This window comes from Agrobacterium sp. ES01 (assembly GCF_050320885.1).
In the GTDB taxonomy this organism is placed as follows: Bacteria; Pseudomonadota; Alphaproteobacteria; order Rhizobiales; family Rhizobiaceae; genus Allorhizobium.
This window is the reverse complement of the sequence record NZ_JBNQTH010000003.1, coordinates 112043-135330: the sequence shown is the minus strand read 5'-3', so window position 1 is coordinate 135330 and position 23288 is coordinate 112043. Positions and strand designations below refer to the sequence as shown.

23 protein-coding genes are annotated in these 23288 nt (G+C 57.7%); 20 read left to right on the top strand and 3 right to left on the bottom strand.

Annotated features, from left to right (window positions below):
- The first annotated feature begins 93 nt into the window (after positions 1–93).
- The 7 genes from cobA to ACQQ2Q_RS09905 all read left to right on the top strand — a co-directional run bounded on the left by cobA (position 94) and on the right by ACQQ2Q_RS09905 (position 6844).
- Positions 94–939: a uroporphyrinogen-III C-methyltransferase gene (cobA, locus tag ACQQ2Q_RS09935; protein WP_428186913.1), complete on the top strand. Its 846-nt coding sequence runs from the start codon at positions 94–96 to the stop codon at positions 937–939.
- The gene (locus ACQQ2Q_RS09930; RefSeq protein ID WP_428186912.1) at positions 936–2243 is read left to right on the top strand and encodes a cobyrinate a,c-diamide synthase; all 1308 of its coding nucleotides are present in this window, start codon (positions 936–938) and stop codon (positions 2241–2243) included. Before cobA ends, ACQQ2Q_RS09930 begins: the two co-directional genes overlap by 4 nt.
- Positions 2240–3250: a threonine-phosphate decarboxylase CobD gene (gene cobD / locus ACQQ2Q_RS09925; RefSeq protein ID WP_428186911.1), complete on the top strand. Its 1011-nt coding sequence runs from the start codon at positions 2240–2242 to the stop codon at positions 3248–3250. The genes ACQQ2Q_RS09930 and cobD overlap by 4 nt, the downstream gene beginning before the upstream one ends.
- A complete protein-coding gene (gene cbiB, locus ACQQ2Q_RS09920) occupies positions 3247–4224 on the top strand; it encodes an adenosylcobinamide-phosphate synthase CbiB (protein ID WP_428186910.1) in 978 nt (325 codons plus the stop codon). The genes cobD and cbiB overlap by 4 nt, the downstream gene beginning before the upstream one ends.
- A gap of 228 nt (positions 4225–4452) precedes the next feature.
- Positions 4453–4881, top strand: coding sequence for a L,D-transpeptidase (locus ACQQ2Q_RS09915; RefSeq protein WP_428186909.1), 429 nt, complete (start codon positions 4453–4455; stop codon positions 4879–4881).
- A gap of 133 nt (positions 4882–5014) precedes the next feature.
- The gene (locus tag ACQQ2Q_RS09910; protein ID WP_428186908.1) at positions 5015–5413 is read left to right on the top strand and encodes a DUF2946 family protein; all 399 of its coding nucleotides are present in this window, start codon (positions 5015–5017) and stop codon (positions 5411–5413) included.
- 60 nt (positions 5414–5473) lie between these two features.
- Entirely contained in the window at positions 5474–6844 is a 1371-nt protein-coding gene (locus ACQQ2Q_RS09905; protein WP_428186907.1) for a PepSY-associated TM helix domain-containing protein, read from the top strand.
- 76 nt (positions 6845–6920) lie between these two features.
- Here ACQQ2Q_RS09905 and ACQQ2Q_RS09900 read toward each other — a convergent pair whose 3' ends face one another.
- Complete coding sequence (locus tag ACQQ2Q_RS09900; protein WP_428186906.1) at positions 6921–7646, bottom strand: Crp/Fnr family transcriptional regulator; 726 nt, start codon at positions 7644–7646, stop codon at positions 6921–6923.
- Between the two features lie 218 nt (positions 7647–7864).
- On the opposite strand from ACQQ2Q_RS09900, the gene hemN reads away from it, so the two are divergent.
- The 8 genes from hemN (at position 7865) to ACQQ2Q_RS09860 (ending at position 15791) form a co-directional block, all read left to right on the top strand.
- The gene (gene hemN, locus ACQQ2Q_RS09895) at positions 7865–9214 is read left to right on the top strand and encodes an oxygen-independent coproporphyrinogen III oxidase (RefSeq protein ID WP_428187480.1); all 1350 of its coding nucleotides are present in this window, start codon (positions 7865–7867) and stop codon (positions 9212–9214) included.
- A 101-nt stretch (positions 9215–9315) separates the two neighbouring features.
- Entirely contained in the window at positions 9316–9600 is a 285-nt protein-coding gene (locus ACQQ2Q_RS09890; RefSeq protein WP_428187479.1) for an acyl carrier protein, read from the top strand.
- Positions 9601–9622: 22 nt separating this feature from the next.
- Positions 9623–10093, top strand: coding sequence for a 3-hydroxyacyl-ACP dehydratase FabZ family protein (locus ACQQ2Q_RS09885; RefSeq protein WP_428186905.1), 471 nt, complete (start codon positions 9623–9625; stop codon positions 10091–10093).
- Positions 10094–10236: 143 nt separating this feature from the next.
- Positions 10237–11442 carry a beta-ketoacyl-ACP synthase gene (locus tag ACQQ2Q_RS09880; protein ID WP_428186904.1) on the top strand — a complete coding sequence of 402 codons (1206 nt, stop codon included), beginning with the start codon at positions 10237–10239 and terminating at the stop codon, positions 11440–11442.
- Between the two features lie 11 nt (positions 11443–11453).
- Positions 11454–12740, top strand: a complete 1287-nt coding sequence (locus ACQQ2Q_RS09875; protein WP_428186903.1) for a beta-ketoacyl-ACP synthase — start codon at positions 11454–11456, stop codon at positions 12738–12740.
- Positions 12741–12803: 63 nt separating this feature from the next.
- On the top strand, positions 12804–13832 hold the full coding sequence (locus ACQQ2Q_RS09870) for a zinc-binding dehydrogenase (RefSeq protein WP_428186902.1): 1029 nt from the start codon (positions 12804–12806) through the stop codon (positions 13830–13832).
- Positions 13833–13836: 4 nt separating this feature from the next.
- Entirely contained in the window at positions 13837–14766 is a 930-nt protein-coding gene (locus ACQQ2Q_RS09865) for a lipid A biosynthesis lauroyl acyltransferase (RefSeq protein ID WP_428186901.1), read from the top strand.
- 326 nt (positions 14767–15092) lie between these two features.
- The gene (locus tag ACQQ2Q_RS09860) at positions 15093–15791 is read left to right on the top strand and encodes a PAS domain-containing protein (RefSeq protein WP_428186900.1); all 699 of its coding nucleotides are present in this window, start codon (positions 15093–15095) and stop codon (positions 15789–15791) included.
- Positions 15792–15818: 27 nt separating this feature from the next.
- Here ACQQ2Q_RS09860 and ACQQ2Q_RS09855 read toward each other — a convergent pair whose 3' ends face one another.
- Complete coding sequence (locus ACQQ2Q_RS09855; RefSeq protein ID WP_428186899.1) at positions 15819–16328, bottom strand: hemerythrin domain-containing protein; 510 nt, start codon at positions 16326–16328, stop codon at positions 15819–15821.
- A gap of 256 nt (positions 16329–16584) precedes the next feature.
- Here ACQQ2Q_RS09855 and ccoN point away from each other — a divergent pair, with 256 nt between their 5' ends.
- The 4 genes from ccoN to ccoP are packed head-to-tail and all read left to right on the top strand — an operon-like array spanning position 16585 to position 19998.
- A complete protein-coding gene (gene ccoN / locus ACQQ2Q_RS09850) occupies positions 16585–18219 on the top strand; it encodes a cytochrome-c oxidase, cbb3-type subunit I (RefSeq protein ID WP_428186898.1) in 1635 nt (544 codons plus the stop codon).
- A gap of 14 nt (positions 18220–18233) precedes the next feature.
- The gene (gene ccoO / locus ACQQ2Q_RS09845) at positions 18234–18965 is read left to right on the top strand and encodes a cytochrome-c oxidase, cbb3-type subunit II (RefSeq protein WP_428186897.1); all 732 of its coding nucleotides are present in this window, start codon (positions 18234–18236) and stop codon (positions 18963–18965) included.
- A gap of 13 nt (positions 18966–18978) precedes the next feature.
- Positions 18979–19131: a cbb3-type cytochrome c oxidase subunit 3 gene (locus ACQQ2Q_RS09840; protein WP_428186896.1), complete on the top strand. Its 153-nt coding sequence runs from the start codon at positions 18979–18981 to the stop codon at positions 19129–19131.
- A gap of 3 nt (positions 19132–19134) precedes the next feature.
- Positions 19135–19998: a cytochrome-c oxidase, cbb3-type subunit III gene (gene ccoP, locus ACQQ2Q_RS09835; protein WP_428186895.1), complete on the top strand. Its 864-nt coding sequence runs from the start codon at positions 19135–19137 to the stop codon at positions 19996–19998.
- Positions 19999–20069: 71 nt separating this feature from the next.
- On the opposite strand, the gene ACQQ2Q_RS09830 is transcribed toward ccoP, so the two are convergent.
- The gene (locus tag ACQQ2Q_RS09830) at positions 20070–21491 is read right to left on the bottom strand and encodes an alanine/glycine:cation symporter family protein (protein WP_428186894.1); all 1422 of its coding nucleotides are present in this window, start codon (positions 21489–21491) and stop codon (positions 20070–20072) included.
- Between the two features lie 206 nt (positions 21492–21697).
- Here ACQQ2Q_RS09830 and ccoG point away from each other — a divergent pair, with 206 nt between their 5' ends.
- Complete coding sequence (gene ccoG, locus ACQQ2Q_RS09825) at positions 21698–23284, top strand: cytochrome c oxidase accessory protein CcoG (RefSeq protein WP_428186893.1); 1587 nt, start codon at positions 21698–21700, stop codon at positions 23282–23284.
- The last annotated feature ends 4 nt before the right edge of the window (positions 23285–23288 follow it).

Here is a 23288-nt window from a genome sequence, read left to right as displayed (position 1 = left end):
GCGGAAGCACCTTGGAAACCATGGCGCCAACCGACGGGGCCTGATGAGATTTGCGAGATTGCAATTTTGCCTGCCGCAGCATAGAGCAAGACCATGAACGACACTCCTTTCCGGAACCTGCCATCGCTCGAGCCGGGGCATGTCTGGCTCGCTGGCGCTGGCCCCGGCGACCCGGGGCTGCTCACCCTGCTTGCCGCAAAGGCGCTCGGTGAAGCGGATGTCATCGTGCATGACGCGCTGGTCAACGACGAGTGTCTACGGCTCGCCCGCTCTGGCGCGACAATCGAATATGCTGGAAAACGAGGCGGCAAACCGTCCGCCAAGCAGCGGGATATCTCTCTTCGCCTTGTGGAGCTTGCGCGATCCGGTCAGCGTGTACTGCGATTGAAGGGCGGCGATCCGTTTGTTTTCGGTCGTGGCGGCGAAGAGGCCCTGACCCTTGCCGAACACGGAATTGCCTTTCGCATCGTGCCTGGCATTACCGCTGGCATCGGTGGTCTTGGTTATGCGGGCATTCCGGTGACCCACCGTGAAGTCAATCACGCGGTCACCTTTCTGACCGGGCATGATTCGTCCGGTTTTGTGCCGGACCGCATCGATTGGGACGCCATCGCACGCGGCTCACCGGTGATCGTCATGTACATGGCCATGAAGCATATCGGATCGATTACCGGCCAGTTGATGGCGGCCGGCCGCTCGAAAGACGAGCCGCTGGCTTTTGTCTGCGATGCGGCAACGGCTGCGCAACGCGTGCTCGTCACCACACTTGGCGAGGCCGAGCAAGCGATGACGGAAGCCGGAATTTCACCGCCGGCCATTGTCGTGGTGGGAGAGGTCGTGCGCCTCAGACCTTCACTCGACTGGCTCGGCGCATTGTCAGGCAAGACATTGGCGCCCGATCCCTTTCTAACAGACGCTGCCAGAAGAGACAGAGCATGAGCGGATTGATGATTTCTGCCCCATCCACCGGATCGGGCAAGACCACTGTGACGCTCGGACTTTTGCGCGCTCTGAGGAATGCGGGTTATGCCATTGCGCCGGGCAAGGCCGGTCCTGATTATATCGATACGGCTTTCCATGCCGCCGCAAGCGGCGAAGCCTGTTTCAATTTCGATCCCTGGGGCATGCGCAAGGAGTTGTTGCTTGCCAATGCGGCACTTCATGCATCGGGCGGCAAGACGCTGGTGATCGAGGCCATGATGGGCCTGTTTGATGGCGCTGCCGATGGGTCCGGTTCTGCGGCCGAACTGGCTTCCATCCTCGGCCTTTCCGTGGTGCTTGTGGTCGATTGCGCCAAGGCGTCGCATTCGATTGCCGCACTGGTGAGTGGTTTTGCCAATTTCCGGGTCGATACACGAATCGTCGGCGTGATCCTCAACCGAGTCGGCAGTGCCCGCCACGAGGCCATGCTGCGGTCGGCGATGGACAAGATCCGTATGCCCGTCTTTGCTGTGATGCGTTCGGACAATACCCTGACCATTCCAGAGCGTCATCTGGGACTCGTGCAGGCTGGCGAGCACGGCGAGCTCGATGCGTTCATCGAGCATGCAGCGACAGCGGTTGCCGCCGAATGCGATCTTGAGGCGTTGATGCGGGCGGCGCGCTATATTCCGGACAAGCCTTCGGACGCCAATATCCTGCGCCTTCCACCGCTTGGGCAGAAGATCGCGGTCGCGCGCGATGTGGCCTTTGCCTTCTGTTATGAACACATGCTGTTCGGCTGGAAACGGCGCGGCGCGGAGATCAGCTTCTTCTCGCCCTTGGCCGACGAAGCTCCGGCGGATGATGCCGATGCGGTTTATCTTCCGGGTGGATATCCGGAATTGCACGCTGGCGAGATCGCGGCGGCTTCAAACTTCCGTGCAGGTCTGATTGCTGCGCGCGATCGTGGTGCGCGTATCTTTGGAGAGTGCGGCGGCTATATGGTTCTGGGCGAGGGGCTGATCGATGCAGACGGCGTACGGCATGAGATGCTCGGCATGCTGCCGGTCGTCACCAGTTTTGAAACGCGCAAGCGTCATCTCGGCTATCGCCACATGAGGCCGCTCGGCTCATCTTTCTTCACCGATCCCATGAACGGTCACGAGTTCCACTACGCCACTGTGGTGAGTGAGGGAGAGGGTGATGCCTTGTTCCAGGTGGAGGATGCGCTTGGAGCGGATCTGGGACAGGCGGGGCGGCAACGCGGCAATGTGGCCGGCTCGTTCATGCATCTGGTCGATATTCGCAGCGAGGAACAGTGAGCGCGCCTATTCGCCATGGCGGCGGCGTCGCAGACGCTGCAGCACGCTATGGAGGCTGCGAGACCGCCTGGCTGGATTTGTCGACGGGTATCAATCCTTGTCCGCCAGTTCTCCCCGAAATTGAGGAACGGACGTGGCACCGGCTCCCGGATCGCTCGCTGGACGTGGCCGCTTGCGAGGCTGCGCGGGTATTTTATCACAGTGGGACTATCCTGCCGCTGGCCGTTCCCGGCACGCAATCGGTGATCCAGGTGCTGCCGCGTCTGGCCGATCCAACCCGGCGTATAGCGATCTTTTCTCCGACCTATGGGGAATATGCGCGCGCCTTTGCTCTGGCGGGTTTCGAGGTTGATGGCGTCGCTTCGATGGACGACATTGGGCCACAGCATCAGTTGGTGGTGCTGGTCAATCCGAACAATCCGGATGGGCGTGTGTTTTCATCGGCTGAAGTCGAAGCGCTGGCGCAGCGCCTGGCCGCGCAGGGCAGTTATCTGGTGGTCGATGAGGCTTTCTGCGATTGTTCGCCCGAGGTGTCTGTCGCAACCCGCGTGGAGCGTTCTCCCAATCTCATTGTCTTTCGATCATTTGGAAAATTCTTCGGCATGGCAGGGATGCGGCTTGGCTTTGTCATCGCTGAGGCATCGTTGCGTGAGCAGTTTTCAACGTGGCTTGGGCCATGGGCGGTATCCGGACCGGCACTTTCTGTCGCATCCTCGCTAATGCAGGGGGAAGCGGACGTTATACGGAAGAGCCTGTTGGAGCGGCATCGGGGTCTGGATGCGGTTTTAAACGCAGCGGGATTGAGAGTGCGGGGCGGGACTGCGCTGTTTTCTCTTGTCGAGCTCGACGATGCTGCGGGCCTTCACGACCATTTATGCCAGTGTCATATCCTGACGCGGGTTTTCGACTACGCGCCCAAGTGGATGCGTCTCGGCCTTGCCCCTGATGCGGACGGGGATCATCGCTTGGCTTCAGCCCTCGCCAACTGGAAAGCGATGCGGTCATGATACGGCTTGCGATCCTGCTCATTGCGCTCGTGCTGGACCGCATCATTGGCGATCCGCCGAAATTGTGGTCGCGTATTCCGCATCCGGTGGTCCTGTTCGGAGCGGCTATCGCGTTTCTCGATCACCGGCTCAACAAGCCACTCAGCGCGCCATCCTTGCGCAAACGCAATGGCGTGATTGCCATCGCCGCATTGCTTGTGCTGGCCTTGACCATCGGCTGGCTTCTGCACGCCGTGTTCTGGCAGCTTGGCATAGCGGGATTTGCGTTGGAGGCTGTACTCGTTTCTGTCTTGCTGGCCCATAAAAGCCTTCGCGATCATGTCGATGCGGTCGCCAAAGGCCTTCGCCAAGGTGGGCTTGAGGGTGGACGAAAGGCTGTGTCGATGATCGTTGGGCGCGACCCCAATACGCTCGATGAAGCGGGTGTCAGCCGTGCTGCCATCGAAAGTCTGGCAGAAAATTTTGCCGATGGCGTGGTGGCGCCGGCCCTCTGGTATGCGCTACTCGGTTTGCCCGGCCTCGTCGCCTACAAAATGCTCAACACGGCCGATTCGATGATCGGTCACAAGAATGAGACCTATCTGCATTTCGGCTGGGCATCGGCGAGGCTCGATGATGTGGCCAATTGGCCCGCTGCACGCTTGTCAGCGGGCGCGATTGCTGCGGCTGCAACGCTGCGTTGGGGTTTGGCGACAGGTGCGCGTGCGCTAACGGTTGCGGCGCGCGATAGCGGGCTGCACAGGTCTCCCAATTCCGGGTGGCCGGAGGCGGCCTTTGCCGGTGCGCTCGATATACGACTGGCCGGCCCCCGGATTTACGGCGGCGTGCTGGTCAGCGAACCGATGATCAACGGGGCAGGGCAGTCTGTCGTGGGCGAGGCGGATATCAATCGGGCTGTTGGACTTTTCGATATCTGTGGCTGGGTGTTGTGCGCCGTTACCGCCATCGGAATTGTGTTGCTGGCGATGCTATAGGCCGGTGATTGTTTTTCTTCCCTACCTTTGAAATTGGCCGCCCCTTCTCATAACTCTGTCTTTATTCCCGCGAGTTCTGGCCCGTTGAAGAATAGAATTGCGGCTTTTCAAGCTATTCTTTTAAGACTTTCGTGCTCATGCTGTTTGACGTTACATATCAGAGTTGCGGTTTAGATGGGGTGCACAAAGCGTTCCGCTGGGGCGTTTGCCTGTGAAGAGGGGAAAAACATGCGCAAAGTTCTGCTGGCCATTCTGGCCTTTGTTTGCTTGCAATTTCAACCATTGGTCGCCGAGGCCGGTAATGTGGTGGCGCGCATCAGCCTGTCCAGTCAGACAATGACTGTGAGCAAGAACGGTATCGTTCAGTATCGCTGGAAGGTGTCGACGGCGCGCAAGGGTTATGTGACGCCGACCGGAAGCTACAGTGCCAAATGGTTGTCCAAGAATCATCGGTCTCGCAAGTATAACAATGCGCCGATGCCGTATTCGATCTTCTTCAAGGGCGGCTATGCGGTGCACGGGACCACGGATCTCAAGCGTCTCGGCCGCCCGGCTTCCCATGGATGCGTACGCCTCGACCCGAAGAATGCCGCGCGGCTCTTTGCCATGGCCAAAAGCAATGGTCTTTCAAATACGCGGATCGTCATTACGCGCTGAGGGCGGCATTTTGCAGCGCCAATCTTTGTATTCAGCTGGATTAAAAGTCCGGTTTTGAAGTCGATAGTGGACGGCGCCTGCGCGGCAAACGGGCGCAGGTGACAGTCGCTTTCGATTGTGCGATGCGAAATTCATGCAAGCCTTTCGCGACATATGGAAAGACAGAATCTCGGCCACTGCAATCGCGGTGCTTTTTGCCGTCTTTCTGCTTGTGCAGGGCTTTGTCAGCGGGTGGGCCAATGCGGCAATGGCTGCGCCGTCAGCCTTCGATCCACTTCATGAAATCTGCTCATCGGCCGATAGCGCACAGACAGACAAAGAGTCTCCTGTCCCGAAAGTGCCGGATTGCCCATGCGGCAGTCTGTGCCGTCTCGCTGCCGCGCCACCGAATGCGATTGTCCCAGTATCAGAACTGTCTCTGCGGGTCTCATTTTCGGCCGTTGCAACCACCTATGTTGCTGTGCCCGACGTGCCAAACTTTGGCGCACGCCGTCTGAGGCCTGAAGTCCGCGGTCCACCACGTTACGCCTGACGGATGTATTGCGCGACGACCATTGTGTCTTCGCTTCTCAAACTCATCAGGAATTTTACAATGACCGATACGTCTATCGGCGTGAGCCGCTCAGAAAAGTCCGTGCGCTCAGCTGCCGACCTTTATCGCGCCGTCTGGCGCTGGCATTTCTACGCAGGCCTGCTGGTTCTGCCTTTCATGATCACGCTCGCTATAACCGGTGGCCTTTACCTGTTTCGCGATGAGCTCGATGCAGTCATTCACGCTGACCTCAAAAGAGTGGCTGTACAGCAGGCTGTCGTCCAAGCCTCACCCTCGACAATGGTCGCGGCAGCGCTCGCTGCGCATCCAGGTGTCGCTGTCAAGTTTACGGATCCGGCAGCGGACGATCTGTCCGCGGAGGTTACTGTTAACTCAGAGAGCGAGGGACGTTTGGCGGTCTATGTCGATCCGTATACGGGGCAAGTTCTGGGGGCTTTGCCTGATCGTGGCACGGTGATGTGGACGGTGCGCTATCTGCACAGCCTGCGCTATTTCGGTCCATTCGTGCGCTCTTTCATAGAAATCGCGGGAGGTTGGTCAATTCTTCTTGTCGCAACGGGCATTTTTCTCTGGTGGCCACGGCGGCAGACTGGAGGCGTCATCAGTGTGCGTGGAACACCGTCCCGCCGGGTGTTCTGGCGCGATACCCATGCGGTGACCGGAATATTTGTCGGTGGTTTTATCGTCTTTCTCGCAATCACGGGCATGCCATGGTCAGGCGTCTGGGGCGCCAAGGTCAATGAATGGGCCAATGGTAACAATTTCGGTTATCCGGCCGGTGTGCGAGTGAACGTGCCGATGTCGGGTGAACATCTGGACCATGTGGCCAAGACGACATGGTCGCTGGAGCAGGCACAAATACCTCAGTCGGAAGTCAAGGCGGGCGGCGTTCAGCCGATCGGACTGGATAAGGCTGTGGCCAAGTTCGAGCAGCTTGGACTGCATCGCGGATATTCAGTTGCTTTGCCCGGTGATCAGACGGGTGTCTATTCCGGTTCGGTTTACCCGAATGATCTGTCACAGCAGCGTGTGGTGCATCTCGACCAGTATAGTGGCGAACCGCTGATTGACATGAGCTATGCTGACTATGGGCCGCTCGGCAAGTGGCTGGAATTCGGCATTAATGTGCATATGGGGCAAGAGTTCGGTCCGGCCAACCAGATCATTCTGGTGGTGGTGTGCCTCGCCATCGTCCTGCTGGCAGTCTCTGCCGGCGTGATGTGGTGGAAACGCCGCCCGTCAGGTTCGTTGGGGGTTCCACCCATGCCGTCTGACGCCCGCGTTTTCCGCGGACTGATTGCAATTCTCTTAATCGGGGGCGCGATCTTCCCGCTTGTGGGGCTTTCGCTGTTGATCATGTTGCTGCTGGACTTCGCCTATACGCGATTGCGCAGGCATCTGGCATCGTAAGCTGGACGGCAAGTCGACATAAAGAGGATCCGGCTGGTGTCAGGTCAGCCGGATCTTTGCCTACAAATTCGGAAAATCAGTCGATTTCAGCGAAAATGCGCAGTCGCTCGAGCTTGGGTACCGTCAGGTGCCGGTTGTTCTCGATGACGATAATGCCTTCCTTGCGCAGTTTCGTCATCTGGCGGCTCACTGTTTCAATGGTGAGGCCGAGGAAATCCGCGATATCTGCCCGGGACAAGGGCAGATCGAAGGTGCTCTGGTCGCCGTCGCCCGGATTGATGTGGGTGGCGATCAGATAGAGGAAACTGGCGACTTTTTCCTGAGCGCTCTTGCGACCAAGGGTGAGCATCCAGTCGCGCGCTTCGTCCAGCTCTTTCAGCGACTGGTCGTGTAGCTTGCGCTCGAAATCCGGCGCTTCTTCAACGAAACGGTCGATGACCTTGCGCGGAAAGCTGCAGAGTTCGGTTTCGGTCGCGGCTTCTGCGGTGACATTGCTTTCCCTGAGGAAGGGTCTTCCGAGAAAATCCGGTGCAAATTGCAGACCGACAATCTGTTGTCGACCGTCAGACATCATCTTCGACAGCTTCACCACACCACGCAGAATATTGCTGTAGTTGTCGATCGATTCGCCCTGACCGATCACTTCGCTGCCGGATTCGACGCGACGACGGCTGGAAAATTTGTTGAGTTCAACGAGCTGAGGGGTCGTCAGCGTGCCGCAGACTCCCCCGTGACGCGCTTCGCAGGCACGGCAAATTGCCGGGGTCTCACTGTCGAGCTGTCGTTTCCCGTGGGCGTCCATAATCGATCCAATGCGGTGTGTGGGCTGCTTTTTCGGTGATGCAGCCACTGTAGCGGCGGGTCTGCGACGGTTGTCGGCATGGCACCCTTTGCGCCTGTAGTCCTGCCACAATTCCTTGTCGGAAATCTATCAGCAGTTTGACTAATGTCAAAGTCGCTATCCTGTCGGTCCTCTATCAGTATGCCGGTCGCGAACTGTATGGAAAGGCACCTCCGGATATGACAAACGCTCTGCTCGCCAAGTATTCTGGCGCGGTTCCCCGCTATACAAGCTATCCGACAGCACCGCATTTCCATGATGGCGTCGACTGCGGCAAATATGCGCAATGGCTGGGCGAACTGGGAGAGGGGCAGGATATATCGCTCTATCTCCACATTCCCTATTGTGATCGCCTGTGCTGGTTCTGTGCCTGTCATACCAAGCATACGTTGAAATATGAGCCGATTGCGGCCTATCTCGTTTCTCTTTATCGCGAGATCGAGACCGTCGGTGCGCTGGTGGGAAAAGGGGCCAAGGTCAGTGCGGTGCATTTTGGCGGTGGTTCGCCAACACTGTTGAACCCCGACGATTTGGTCGAAGTGATGGCGCGGCTGCGCTCCGCCTTCGATTTCGGCGATGATATCGAAATCAGCGTCGAAATGGATCCCAACGATCTGGATGAACCACGCTATGATGCGCTTGCGGCCATCGGTATGACGCGCGCGAGCCTCGGCGTTCAGGATTTCGATCCCAAGGTCCAGGAAACCATCAATCGCATTCAGACATTTAGACAAACGGCGGGGGTCGTGGAGGCTGTGAGAAAACGCGGTGTCCACTCGGTCAATTGCGACATTCTTTATGGCTTGCCGTATCAGACGGTGGAGACGCTCGAAAAGACGGTGCGGGACATCGTCTCACTCGATCCGGATCGAATTGCCTTGTTCGGCTATGCCCATGTGCCCTGGATGAAGAAACACCAGCAGATGATTCCCGTGGAGGCGCTCCCCGATGTCGATGCCCGATACCAGCAAATGAGCAGCGCTGCCGAGATGCTCTTGCAGGCGGGGTATCAGGCGATTGGTATCGATCACTTTGCCAAACCGGATGACGCGCTGGCCGTGGCCGAGCGGGAAGGGCGCCTGCGCCGTAACTTCCAGGGTTATACGGATGACGCGGCCTCGGCCCTGATCGGTCTTGGCGCATCGTCGATCGGTTTCTTGCCGCAGGGATATGTGCAAAACATGCCGGCAACAGGGGAATATCAACGCATGGCAATGCGCGATGGTCTCACCATTGTCAGGGGGATCGAACTGAGCGAGGATGACCGCTTGCGTGCCTATGTGATCGAGCGCGTCATGTGCGATTTTGGCTTTGCCTTTGCGCCATTGCGTGAAGCCTTTCCGCAGTTGGCGGATACAGTCATAAAGGAAGCGCGGATCTTTGCTGCTGGCAATGACGATGGCATCTGCCTTGTGGATCGGGATGGCTTTCGTCTGACGGATGCCGGAAAACCCTTTGTGCGCACGGTCGCTGCTGCCTTCGACAGCTATCTCGGTAACGGAAAAGGCCGCCATTCCATCGCTGTTTGAGCAACACATGCTTCGCAAATGCGTTAGATGCGCCATCTACCCATTGGCATTTCGAAGAGTTTTCCCTATGTGGGGCCATCATAAGACATATCAGAAGGGCCATTGGCGTGACTGCTACATTTGACAAAGTTGCCGACCTTATCGCGGAAACCAGCGAAATCGATCGCGAGACGATCACACCTGAAAGCCACACAATTGACGATCTGGGCATCGACAGCCTCGATTTCCTCGACATCGTTTTTGCGATCGACAAGGAATTCGGCATCAAGATTCCACTCGAAAAGTGGACCCAGGAAGTCAACGAAGGCAAGGTTTCGACCGAGGAATACTTCGTGTTGAAGAACCTGTGCGCCAAGATCGACGAGTTGCGCGCGGCCAAGGCCTGAGCAACGGAACGATCATAAAGGCATGTTGCTCGAATATTTCCAGATGATCGACCGGGTCGAGGCCGTCAGCCTCGACGACAAGGTGCTGCGCGCCCGTTCGCGCGTGCCCGCCGCAAGCCCGGTATTCGAAGGCCATTTTCCCGGAATGCCTCTCGTTCCGGGCGTGCTTTTGATCGAGACCATGGCTCAGGCCTCCGGCTTTCTGCTTCTCGCACTCAACGACTTTGCCTCCATGCCTTTCCTCATGACGGTGGACGGCGCCAAGATGCGCAGTTTCGTCAAGCCGGAAGACGAGTTGGAAATCGAGGCGAGGCTTGAGCATGATGGGTCGGGCTATGCCGTCACCAAGGCGAAGATCACATGCGCCGGTGCCAAGGTTTGCGATGCGCAGCTCAAGCTTCGCACGCTACCGTTTTCCGAACTGCCGATCGGTGATCTCGTCAAGAAGAGGGCTGAAGATGTCGGCCTTCTGACGGCTCTCGCTGCGGGATAGATCTGAGGCGCAAGGCCTCCTTTTGTCGCCCGTGACATTCTTCATTATTGTTGACGGATCGGGCGGCTTGCGCTTTTAAGCGCCGAGATATGCAAGCGCCAAGGCAGGCGATACGGTGCGCAATGCGCCGAAAGGACGACAAGATGACCAAGAAGCCGAATGATGTGGTGATAACCGGAGTTGGGATCGTGACCTGTCACGGAACCGGCAAAGAGCCGCATATCGCTCTCTTGACGGCCAAGGAGACGGCAAGACCGCCAGTCGAAGGCGAGCGTTTCAAGCCGTATCCAGTGCATCCTTTGCCGGAGATCGACTGGTCAACACAGATCCCCAAGCGGGGCGACCAGCGGCAGATGGAAAACTGGCAGCGCCTTGGTGTCTATGCCGCAGGTCTGGCGCTCGATGATGCCGGATTCAAGGATGATCTCGACGCGTGTGGCACGATGGATATGATCGTGGCAGCTGGCGGCGGCGAGCGCGACATCAAGGTGGATTCGATGATCGTCGATGAAGCCTTGAAGCGGAACGATCGTGAGAAACTTCTCAACGAGAAGCTTACCACTGAATTGCGCCCGACCTTGTTCCTCGCACAGCTCTCCAATCTTCTGGCCGGCAATATTTCCATCGTGCACAAGGTGACCGGTTCATCGCGCACCTTCATGGGTGAGGAGGCGGCCGGTATATCGGCGGTGGCCACGGCCTATGCGCGGATCGTCGCCGGTCAGTCCAGCCACACGCTGGTTGGCGGAGCATTCATTGCGGAACGTGCCGACATCCTGCTTCTGGTCGAAGGCATCAGCGCTCATGCGACGGGTGACTGGGCGCCCATGTGGTCGCGTGAAGACGGCGCCGGTGGCGGTATGATGCTGGGCTCGGTCGGTGCATTCCTGGTCATGGAATCACGGGAACATGCAGAGGCTCGTGGTGCGCATATCTATGCGGTGGTGAAGGGTATTGAGGGCGACCGCGGTCAGCGCGCCGATGGCGGTCTGGAAACGCGCCTCCAGCGTATGGAAGACACAGTGGGTGCAGCCGCTGGGACGGACACTGTCATCTTCAGCGGTACTAGCGGTCTGCACGATCTTGCAGCGCGCGAGAAGGCGCAGCTGGAAGCAAAATTCCCCGGCACGCCTATTCGCGGCTTTGGCGGTGTCACCGGCCACGCCATGGAAGCGCAATTCCCGCTTGGCCTGGCTCTGGCCGCGCTTGCCATTGACGGAAAGGTCGCTGTGCCTGCATTCGATCCCGCCAACGAAGATGACGCAAAGGGTGCAGCAAGCCAGGCACTCGTGACGACAGTCGGCTATATCCGGGGTGAGGGCATTGCGCTTCTCGCCGCCGACGCCTGAGGAGACAGATCATGACGACCTCCCGCTTTACAGATCATCTGGGCCGTCCACTCGTCGCCGTCACCGGCATGGGTGTCATCACCTCGCTTGGACAGGGACTGGACGATAACTGGGCTGCGTTGACGTCTGGTACATCCGGCATCCACGAGATCAAGCGCTTTCCGACCGAAGGCTTGTCGACGCGTATTTCCGGAACAGTCGATTTTCTCGAACTGCCAGCGAAAAATGCCGTCGAGCGTTCCTATGCGATGGCGCGCGATACGACGCTTGAGGCCCTTGGCATGGCCGGTATCTCCGGTGATTTCGATGGACCACTGTTTTTGGCTGCGCCTCCGGTGGAGCCGGAATGGTCGGATCGCTTTGCCCTTGCCGACCGCGCTCCGCCGTCCGAGGAAGAGGGCGATGCCTATGTGCGTTTCCTGGCCGCACTTCGAGCCCGGCCCGATCCGGTCCTTCTCGAAGCTGTGCAGTTCGGATCGATCTCCGAGCGCCTGGCAGATCGATTTGGTACGCGTGGACTGCCCGTCACACTGTCTACGGCATGTGCCTCGGGCGCGACCGCGATCCAGCTCGGCGTTGAATCCATCAGACAGGGCCGAGCTGAGCGCGCGCTCACAGTTGCGACAGACGGTTCGGTGAGTGCTGAAGCCTTGATACGCTTTTCGCTTTTGTCTGCGCTGTCCACCCAGAATGATCAGCCGGAAAAGGCATCCAAGCCATTCAGCAAGGACCGTGACGGTTTCGTGATGGCAGAGGGTGCTGCCACGCTGGTGCTGGAAAGCCTCGAATCGGCCATCGGTCGTGGTGCCAAGGTTCTCGGCATCATCCGTGGCTGCGGCGAAAAAGCAGACCATTTCCACCGTACCCGGTCGTCGCCAGATGGCGGTCCCGCCATTGCGACGATCCACGCGGCGCTGGAAGATGCTGGCCTGTCTGCCGACCACATTGGCTATATCAATGCGCATGGTACGTCGACACCGGAAAACGACAAGATGGAATATGGCGCAATGCTGGCCGTGTTTGGTGAGCGGATGAAGTCCATTGCCTGTTCGTCGAACAAGTCGATGATCGGACATACGCTGACGGCGGCTGGCGCAGTTGAGGCCGTGTTCTCCCTGCAGACCATGCAGACGGGCACCTTGCCGCCGACGATCAATTACACCAATCCTGATCCAACAATCGAACTTGACGTGGTGCCGAATGTGAAGCGGGATGCAGAGGTCTCGGCGGTGTTGTCGAACTCCTTTGGCTTCGGCGGTCAGAACGCAAGCCTTGTCATGACGCGCGATCCGGCTTAATCGACGGCGCAACATCATTTTTTGACATAAGACAGACGCCCGCCGGGCAAAGGACGGACCTTTATGCGCGCTTTGCAACTCATCGAAGATCGCCGGCTCGAAATCACAGATGTGCCTGAGCCCGAAGCCCCGGGTCCCGGTGAAGTGACGCTTCGTGTAAAGGCAGTCGCTCTCAATCACATCGATGTCTGGGGTTGGCGCGGCATGGCCTTTGCCAAGCGCAAGCTTCCGCTCACGATCGGTGCAGAAGCATCCGGCGTTGTCGAGGCGATCGGTCCGGGTGTCGGCAATATTCTTCCGGGTCAGCTTGCATCGATCTATGGCGCGAGGACCTGTGGCTTGTGTTCGGCGTGCCGCGATGGACGTGACAACCTGTGTGAAAACGTCGGTGGCGTGCATGGCTTCCATCTTGATGGCTTTGCACAAGAAAAGATCAATTTGCCGGCGCGGCTGCTGGTTCCGGCACCACCCGGTGTCGATGCGGTTGCGGCGGCTCTTGCGCCCGTAACCTTTGGGACCGTCGAGCACATGCTGTTCGACAATGCCAAGCTGCAGCCCGGTGAGACCATCCTCGTTCATGCGGGCGGTTCCGGCATTGGCACGGCTGCCATTCAGCTCGCCAAGAAAATGGGTTGCACGGTGATCACTACGGTGGGATCCGACGAGAAGATCGAACCGGCAAAGGCGCTCGGTGCCGATCATGTGATCAACTACCGAACCGATCGTTTTGAAGGCGTGGTCAGAAAGCTGACCAAGAAGAAGGGCGTCGATGTCGTCTTCGAACATGTCGGCAAGGATACCTGGGCCGGTTCCATGCTGTGCATGAAGCGTGGCGGTCGTCTGGTTACCTGTGGCTCGACATCCGGCGTGTCGACCGAGATGAACCTGATGATGCTGTTCCAGCAGCAGTTGAAGTTGTTCGGCTCTTTTGGCTGCCGCATGGAAAACATGGCCAATGCCATGCAAAAAATGGCACGCGGACTGGTTCACCCGGTCATCGATACGGAAGTTACCTTCGAGGATATCGACAGGGCGCTGGAGCGCATGGAAGGCCGTCAGGTCTTCGGTAAAATCATTCTTCGTATGGACTGATTCATTGAAACTGTTCGTTACCCGCATCGTTCTGGCGCTTATGCGTTTCCGGCAATGGCTGGTGGCTCAGCTTGCCTTTGGCTTCCTCAGCATGTTGAAGGTGTTGCCGGCTGATCCTGCGATCAATTTCGCAGACCGATTGATGCGATTCATCGGTCCAAAGACCAGTCGGCACAGGCTAATGTTGACGAATTTGCGCAATGCATTTCCCGACAAGGACGATGCCGAGCGCGAGCGCATTGCGCTGGCCAGCTGGGGGCATATGGGCCGGCTTGCTGCCGAATATGTGTTTCTAGACCGCCTGTTCGATTTCGATCCGGAACGACAGGGTGAGGGACGGATCGAAGTGTCCGGCTCATCGACGTTTCTCGACTTGAGAGATAACCCTCGGCCCTTTATCGTCTTTACCGCGCATACGGCCAATTTCGAGATCTTACCTGTCGCCGGCGCGACGTTCGGCCTTTATGTCACCGTTCTGTTCCGTCCACCGAATAATCCCTATGTCGCGGACAAGGTGTTTTCATTCCGGCGCAAGCGGATGGGGGAACTCGTCCCTTCGCATGCTGGGTCTTCCTTTGCCCTCGCTCGTCAACTGGAACGCGGTGGCGGTGTCGGCGTCCTGGTTGATCAGAAGTTCAACAAGGGGCAGCCCACGACCTTCTTTGGTCAGGACGTTCGAACAAATCCGCTCCTTGCCAAGCTGGCCCGCCAGTTCGAATGCGATATCTATCCGGCGCGCTGCATCCGCCTGCCTGGAAACCGCTTCCGCCTTGAAATCGAAGACAAGGTTGCACTGCCGCGTACCGAGGCCGGCCAGGTGGACGTTCGGGCGACCGCGCAGCTTCTCAACGACAAGGTCGAGGGATGGGTGAGAGAGTATCCGGAGCAATGGCTCTGGTATCATGATCGCTGGGCGATCAAAAAATCGCTCTAGGTCTGTGTATAATCAAATCTATACATATAGCGGCAAGTCGACTGCGTATCGCCTTATGACGATATAGTCTTTACTTATATTGATATTTTCCCGCTGCTCTCCAGTCTGGTGTCGCCTGTATTTATTATGCAGACGTATAGCGAATTTATTCCATTTCCCCCCAAAGTTAGTTAGTTGAATGTGAGGCCTATTCATGTTAACTGGCTAACAAAGATAGTGTTTTCACTTTTTGTTTGGCCTGCGTTCCAAGTGTGAGATTTTCAGTGATTCAGTAAGTTATTGGAGTTTTGATGCCGCAAATGTTCACGGGCGACATGCTGTTGCCGATGTTTGAAGCCGTCACAATGAAAAGTCAGCAATTGGAGCAGGCTATCCGTAGCGGCAATGATGAACTGGTGCGCTTGATTGATCGGGAGATCGATCCATTGATTTCGGCCGTTGTCGAATACAGGGCGCGGAATCCAAGCGAAATTCAGCAGCAACTCCGTTTCGTCAGCAGTTTGATCCGCGAATATGCGGATGATCGTGCGTGTGTGGTGCGCACTTCGGCGATCCTCAACGTCCTGATCGAACGTTATTTCGGTGGCGAGCAATCAGCGTCGCTCGAGGGCATTGCCTGCGGTCTTCCCATGACACGGCAAGCTGGCGACGATAGTTTGCTGAACGAGAGTATCCTCGACAATATTCCAGTTCGCGTGGCGGTCATTACGCGTGATTACCGGTTTCTGCTCGGCAATGCAGCAGAAGCAGAGTTCTACGGTATCAGAGGTTTTGAGCTGATCGGGCGTCATGTGGCCGAATTTATCGGGCACGACGTATTCGAAAACAAAGCCCGTTTGTTGCTTGACCGGTGCTTTGACGGCGATGTCTTCGATTTTCACTATCAATGCGATCGAAGCAAGGGAAACAAGCGGATTTATTGCCGAATGAAGCCTCTTCGGGGGCAGCGCGGCAATATTGTCGGAGCGGTCGTCGTGAACGAGGACGTTGTTGGCAGTCTCAGCGAGACGCTGGTGACCATATAGAGAGACGTCCGGCTCATCAGCCGATCCTTATTGATGGTTTGGCCGGACCAGACCAAGAAGATAGTCGGCTTCATAGGCAATGTGGCGGCGAACGCCCTCGAAAAATCCCCGCAACATATAGCCGACTGCTTCCATATTGGACGGTTCTCCCGATCCAAGCCTGAGCAATGCGTCTGTCAGTTCCTCTGCGAAACATTCATCTTCACAGTCTTCGATTTTCAGTCGTTCCAGTGTCTTTCGCACGTCGACATGGGGCGGCGATGTTGTCGCTATCCATGGAAATAGCACCTGCTCTTCATAGTGGTGGAATCCGCCGATAAGGGGTCCCAGAGCTTTGGCTGCATAGATGCATTTCTGGCGGTTGATGTCGGCGGGGAGGGAGTCGGCTATCTCTTCCAGGGCCTGGCATAGTGCGAGCTGCTCCTGATGCGCACGGCGCAGCCAATTGAGATTGTCGCCTTCTTCAATGTGCATCGCCATCACGCGTTCAATGTCGCTTTCCGGTTTGCGCGGCAGTGCCGGATCGTTGGACGCCATGGCAATGTTCTCCCTCCGGTGTGCGCGCGCATGGTGCCGCCTAAAGCGGGCGGCGCGATGCGGAATGCCGCGTTATCGGGTGCTTTGCTCACACCCCTCCTCGGTTTTTGTTTTTCTTAGACTTTGCGGCTGTGCGCCTTGATCTGGATCAAGGTTATCCCGTTGCCCGAATGGCAGATGTGCGGTGGACGCGGCGGCAGGTGAGTCTCACCAATTGCCGTTGCGATACGAAGCAAGACGTTGGGGGATACCAACAATGAATTACACGTTTGAAACTTTGGTGATGGCACTTCTCGCCTTCGCCGCGCTGCTAGGGGTGGCGTTCACCCAGGACAGCTTGTTTGCGGCTCATATGAGCATCGCGTTCGTGGTGCTGGCAATCGGCACCGTCATCATGCTGCGCCGCATGTCGTTTGCGCCAGCGACGGCCAATGGCGCAGCCACTGCCACACGGAAATCCGAATATTTCGACGAAGTCGTCAAATATGGCGTCATCGCAACGGTTTTATGGGGTGTGGTCGGATTTCTGGTCGGTGTTTTCGTCGCTTTGCAGATGGCGTTTCCTGACCTCAATATCGAGCCATATTTCAATTTCGGTCGGTTGCGTCCGCTGCACACGTCTGCGGTGATTTTCGCCTTTGGCGGTAACGCCCTGATCGCGACGTCGTTTTATGTCGTGCAGCGAACTTCCCGCGCGCGCCTGTTTGGCGGCAATCTCGGTTGGTTCGTTTTCTGGGGCTACCAGTTCTTCATCGTCATGGCGGCTACCGGCTATTTGCTGGGCATTACCCAGGGGCGCGAATATGCCGAGCCCGAATGGTATGTCGATCTGTGGCTGACTGTTGTTTGGGTCGCTTATCTGATCACCTTCCTTGGCACGATCATGACGCGCAAGGAGAGCCACATCTACGTGGCGAACTGGTTCTATCTGGCCTTCATCGTCACGATCGCAATGCTGCATATCGTCAATAATCTGGCGGTTCCGGTCTCGTTTCTCGGTGTGAAGAGCTATTCGGCCTTTTCCGGTGTGCAGGATGCCCTGACCCAATGGTGGTATGGTCACAACGCCGTGGGCTTCTTCCTGACCGCGGGCTTCCTGGGCATGATGTATTATTTTGTGCCCAAGCAGGCCGGTCGACCAGTCTATTCCTATCGTCTGTCGATCATCCACTTCTGGGCGCTGATCTTCATGTATATCTGGGCCGGCCCGCACCATCTCCACTACACGGCTTTGCCGGATTGGGCGCAGACATTGGGCATGGTTTTCTCGATCATGCTGTGGATGCCCTCTTGGGGCGGTATGATCAACGGCCTGATGACGTTGTCTGGCGCCTGGGATAAAATCCGGACAGACCCGATCATCCGCATGATGGTGATTGCCATCGCCTTCTACGGCATGTCGACCTTCGAAGGTCCAATGATGTCGATCAAGGCCGTCAACTCGCTCAGCCACTATACCGAATGGACCATCGGTCACGTTCACTCGGGCGCACTCGGCTGGGTCGGCATGATCTCCTTCGGCGCGATCTACTACCTCACCCCGAAGCTCTGGCAGCGCAACCGCCTCTACTCGCTGCGTCTGGTCAACTGGCACTTCTGGCTCGCGACACTTGGCATCGTCATCTATGCGGCCGTGCTTTGGGTTGCGGGTATCCAGCAGGGTCTGATGTGGCGCGAATACGATAGCCAAGGCTTCCTGGTCTATTCATTCGCAGAGTCTGTCGCTGCCATGCATCCCTACTTCGTCCTGCGTGCCCTCGGTGGCAGCCTGTATCTGCTGGGCGGCATTGTCATGGCCTACAACGTGCTCATGACCATTCTCGGTTATGAGCGGCAAGAGGCACCCATCGGTGGTTCGGTGGCGCCTGCAGCCCTTCAACCGGCTGAATGAGAAGGAAGGTTCATATGTCAATTCTCGACAAACACGCCATCTTCGAGAAGAACGCCAGCCTTCTATTGGTCGGTTCTCTGCTGGTGGTTTCGATTGGCGGCCTGGTGGAAATCGCGCCGCTGTTCTATCTGGAAAATACGATCGAGAAGGTGGAGGGGATGCGTCCCTATTCACCGCTCGAACTGGCCGGGCGCGACATCTATGTCCGCGAGGGCTGCTATGTCTGTCACAGCCAGATGATTCGTCCGTTCCGCGACGAAGTGGAGCGCTACGGCCATTACAGCCTGGCGGCTGAATCGATGTACGACCATCCGTTCCAGTGGGGGTCCAAGCGAACAGGGCCTGACCTTGCGCGTGTGGGCGACCGTTATTCGAACGAGTGGCACGTCCAGCATCTGACCGAGCCGCGCGACGTCGTCCCGGAATCGATCATGCCCAGCTATTCCTATCTGAAGAAAACGCCGCTGAAGGTCGCCAATATCACGGCGCATCTTCAGGCCAACCATGCGGTTGGAGTCCCCTATACGGACGAGATGATCGAAAATGCCGTGTCGGATCTGAGAGCACAGGCCGATCCGGAGGCGGATACGGAAGCGCTTCTGGCGCGCTATCCGAAGGCCCGGGTTGGCGACTTCGATGGCAATCCGGCTGAACTGACGGAGATGGACGCCTTGATCGCCTATCTGCAGATGCTCGGCACGCTGGTGGACTTTACCACCTATGACGATGCAACCGGCTACCGGTAGGGGAGTGTGAATTATGGAAACTTATACGGCAATGCGGCACTTCGCAGACAGCTGGGGCCTTCTGGCCATGGCCCTGTTCTTCGTCGGTGTCATCGCCTTCACACTCCGGCCGGGCGGCAAACGCGCCGCCGACGAGGCCGCCAGCATACCTCTCAAGGAGGACTAGGAAATGGCTGATAAGAAAATTGACGACATCAGCGGCGTCGAAACCACCGGCCATGAATGGGATGGCATTCAGGAACTGAACAATCCTCTGCCGCGCTGGTGGGTGTGGACATTCTACGCAACGATCGTCTGGGCCATCGGCTATACGATACTCTACCCGGCCTGGCCGTTGCTGAGCGAAAACACCAAGGGCGTTCTGGGCTACACCAACCGAGCGGCACTGACTGAGGAGATGACGGCCGCCACAGCCGCACAGGCCGTCTTCGTTCAGAAGATTGCGGCCATGCCGCTTGGCGATATCCTGGCAGACCCGGAACTCACCCAGTTTGCCACTGCCGGGGGCGCTGCAGCCTTCAAGGTGAACTGCTCGCCATGCCATGGTTCGGGTGCGGCCGGTGGTCCAGGCTATCCCAATCTTAACGACGACGACTGGTTGTGGGGTGGTGATGTCGAGGCGATCAATCAGACGATTGCCCACGGCATTCGCTATGAGGCGGACGACGAAACACGCTTCTCCGAAATGCCGGCCTTTGCCGACATACTTGAGCCTGAGCAGATCCGCGAAGTGGCGGCCTATGTCTGGAGCCTGACCAATACACCGTCGGATCCGGCTCTGGTCGAGCCCGGCAAGGTCGTTTTCGCAGAAAACTGTGCGGCTTGCCATGGCGACGATGCCAAGGGCGATCGCGATTTAGGCGCACCGAACCTGGCGGATGCCATCTGGCTGAAGGTCAATAGCGAAGCGCAGCTTGCAGCCCAGGTGGCTCGTCCGAAACACGGTGTGATGCCTGCATGGCAAGCGCGCCTGGGGGAGACCACCGTCAAGGAGTTGTCGATCTACGTCCACTCGTTGGGCGGTGGCGAGTAAAACGCTTCTGAACTTCAGTCACGTTCTAAAAACCCCGCGACGCGAGTCGCGGGGTTTGGTGTCTTTGGATCTCAGTCGCGGCGCGACCAGATCTCTTCGTTGATCCGCCCCTGTAGCTCCGGATAGTCGGCTGCGTGAAAGCGGGGGACTTCACCCGCCTTTTTCTGCGCGAAATAGTCCTTGGTGAGTTTGGCCACCGTTCCAGACAGTAACAGGATCGCGATCAGGTTGATGGTTGCCATCAGGCCCATGGAGGCGTCGGCAGCGTCGAAGACTGTCGACACGCTTTCATAGGCGCCCCAGATGACCATCAGCAGCACGGCAAGGCGCATGATCATCATTGGCACCTTCTGGTCGAGCTTCATGAAGGTGAGGGCGTTTTCGGCATAGGAGTAGTTGCCGATGATCGAGGTGAAGGCGAAGAAGAAGATGGCGATGGCGATGAAGTAGCTGCCGAACCAACCGATATGGGCGGAGATCGCAGCCTGCGTGAGCTGGGTTCCCGTCAAGCCGGAGCCGGGCTCAAGCGTGCCGGACAGCAGGATCATGATGGCCGTCGCCGAGCAGATCAGCAGCGTATCGATGAAGACGCCGAGTGCCTGGACGAAGCCCTGCGATGAGGGGTGATGCGGATCGGGGGTGGCAACGGCTGCGATATTGGGTGCAGAGCCCATGCCTGCCTCGTTGGAGAAGAGGCCGCGCTTTACACCATTCATCATGGCCGCCATGACACCGCCGGTGACGCCGCCTGCCGCTTCCTGCAGGCCGAAGGCGTGAGACAGGATCATGCCGATGGCGGCAGGTACTTCGGTGATGTGGACGATCAGGACGTAAATCGCCAGCAGCAGATAGACTACTGCCATAAAGGGCACCACGATTTCCGCGACGCGGGCAATCTGGCGAATACCGCCGAAGATCACCACGCCGGTGATGGCAGCAAGCACCACGCCGACGCCGATCTTCGGCACACCGAAGGCACCTTCCATGGCGTCTGCGATGGAATTGGCCTGAACGGCGTTGAAGACAAGGCCGAAGGAGATGATCAGGCAGACGGAGAAAACCCAGCCAGCCCAAGGAGCACCAAGGCCACGGGCGATGTAGAAGGCGGGGCCGCCTCGATAGTCGCCGTTCTCGTTTCTGACCTTGTAAAGCTGCGCCAGCGTGCTTTCGGAATAGGCGGTCGCCATCCCGACAAGGGCGACCATCCACATCCAGAAAATCGCACCGGGGCCACCCAGATAAAGGGCGACGGCGACGCCTGCGAGATTGCCGGTGCCGACGCGCGAGGCGAGGCTGACAGTCAGGGCCTGAAAGGGGCTGATTCCGGACTTGTCGGTATTGTCACTGCGGCGGAGGACCCGGAACATTTCGCCAAAATGCAAGAATTGCGGAAAGCCAAGCTTGATGGTGAAGAACACGCCAACGGCCAAGAGCCCGTAAATCAGTACATAGCCCCAGAAGACCGTATTCAGAAATCCGATCAATGCCGTCATGGTGCTTCCCCTCACTTTGAACAACAGGAAGGCCAGACTGCGCGATGTGCGACATTTTGTCCATTCGATTTGAATGATTTAGTCATCGACCCTGGAAGAAGGCGTTGGCATCCGGCGCGTTGCGGCGCTTCGCCGCGACTTGATGTATGTCAAGGTAGAGCCTGCTTGGAGGTGACAGAGATGCACTGACTTGAGAGGTGCATCACATGAATTTTCAGGCTGACGACAAACGCCCTGCAGAGAGTGGAGACATCGAGCGTCTCGACGCTCAGGCCGTCAACGCTGCTGGCGTTCGCAAACCGCTTTACGAAGCGCGCAAGAAGATCTTTCCCAAGCGCGCCGAAGGGCAGTTTCGCCGGTTCAAATGGCTGGTCATGATCGTCACGCTCGGGATCTACTATCTCACGCCGTGGCTGCGATGGGACAGGGGCCCTTATGCACCGGATCAGGCCGTGCTCATCGACCTGGCGCATCGCCGATTCTATTTCTTCTTCATTGAAATCTGGCCACAGGAGTTCTTCTTCGTGGCGGGACTGTTGGTGATGGCCGGTTTCGGACTGTTTCTGATTACGTCTGCCGTCGGTCGGGCGTGGTGCGGCTATACCTGTCCGCAGACGGTGTGGGTGGATCTGTTCCTGGCGGTCGAGAGGGCCGTCGAAGGAGACCGCAATGCCCGCATGAAGCTCGACAAAGCGCCCTGGTCCTTCGATAAGGTCGCAAGACGGGTTTCCAAGCATGCCATCTGGATCGCGATTGCCGTCCTGACTGGCGGTGCATGGATTTTTTACTTCGCCGATGCGCCGGGCCTTCTGATTGACTTTGCAACGGGGCGGGCTCCGTCTGCTGCTTACATCACCGTCGCTATTTTGACCGCCACGACCTATGTCTTCGGCGGTCTGATGCGCGAACAGGTCTGCACCTATATGTGCCCCTGGCCGCGCATTCAGGCGGCAATGCTGGATGAAAATTCTCTGGTGGTCACCTATAACGACTGGCGTGGTGAACCGAGGACGCGTCATGCCAAGAAAGCGGCTGCTTCCGGCGAGCTGGTGGGCGATTGTGTGGATTGCAATGCCTGTGTTGCTGTCTGTCCCATGGGAATCGACATACGCGATGGCCAGCAGCTTGAATGCATCACCTGTGCCTTGTGCATCGATGCCTGCGACGGTGTGATGGACAAACTCGGCCGCGACCGCGGGCTGATTTCCTATGCCACTCTCTCGGACTACGACCAGAACATGGCCCTTGCGACCGGCAATGGAACGCATGGTGTCAATCCTGATCTGGTGCGCGACAGCGACGGCCATTTCCACCACAAGGTGAGGCACTTCAGCTGGCACGTCATTTTCCGTGCACGCACGCTGCTATACATGGCTGTGTGGTGCGCTGTCGGTATCGGTCTAGCGGTTGCGCTGCTCAACCGTGAGCGGCTGGAAGTCAACGTGCTGCATGACCGCAATCCGCAATATGTGCTGGAATCGGACGGATCGATCCGCAACGGCTATACGGTTCGGCTGTTGAACATGATTCCGGAACCACGCAATGTTGAATTGTCGATCCAGGGGCTGCCTGAGGCGACCATGAAGATCAACGGTATCGATCAGCCGATTGGGCAGTCTATCACGCTGTCAGTCGAGCCGGATGAGGCAACCGCGCTGAAGGTCTTCGTCACGCTGCCGGGCAATCAGGTTAGCTGGACATCTGAGGAATTCGACTTCGTCGCCAAAGATGCCAATGGAGATGAAACCGCAATCTACAAGGCCGTCTTCAACGGGCCGGGAGTGAAAAAGTGACCTC